Here is a 280-nt window from a genome sequence, read left to right as displayed (position 1 = left end):
ATTGCGGTTCAGTATTACTGTATCCCCGAAGTCATAGCCAACGTCCCGCGCACTGTTTTTATCCCGCAGCCGAATGTAGATTCCGCCGTCATTCGGTTGAAGGTGAGGGAGACGCCGCCGGTCGATGTGGATGATGAGGAATTTTTCTTTGAAGTGGTGCAAGCCAGCTTCGTGCAGCGGCGCAAAACGATATATTACAATCTGGCCGCGAAATATTTCACCAAGGAAACGAAGAGCAGCCTGGAAGCCATTCTACAAGCATCAGGCATCGAACCCTCCC

General features: G+C 51.4%; 1 protein-coding gene. It reads left to right on the top strand.

The window, feature by feature from the left end; translation table 11 throughout:
* A partial coding sequence (locus ACZYR9_RS27840) for an rRNA adenine N-6-methyltransferase family protein (RefSeq protein WP_488981524.1) occupies positions 1-280 on the top strand: 280 nt, incomplete at both ends.

It is taken from the genome of Paenibacillus sp. F024 (genome assembly GCF_057814255.1).
Note: the sequence above shows the minus strand (reverse complement) of the source record. Positions and strands in the feature narration are given on the sequence as shown.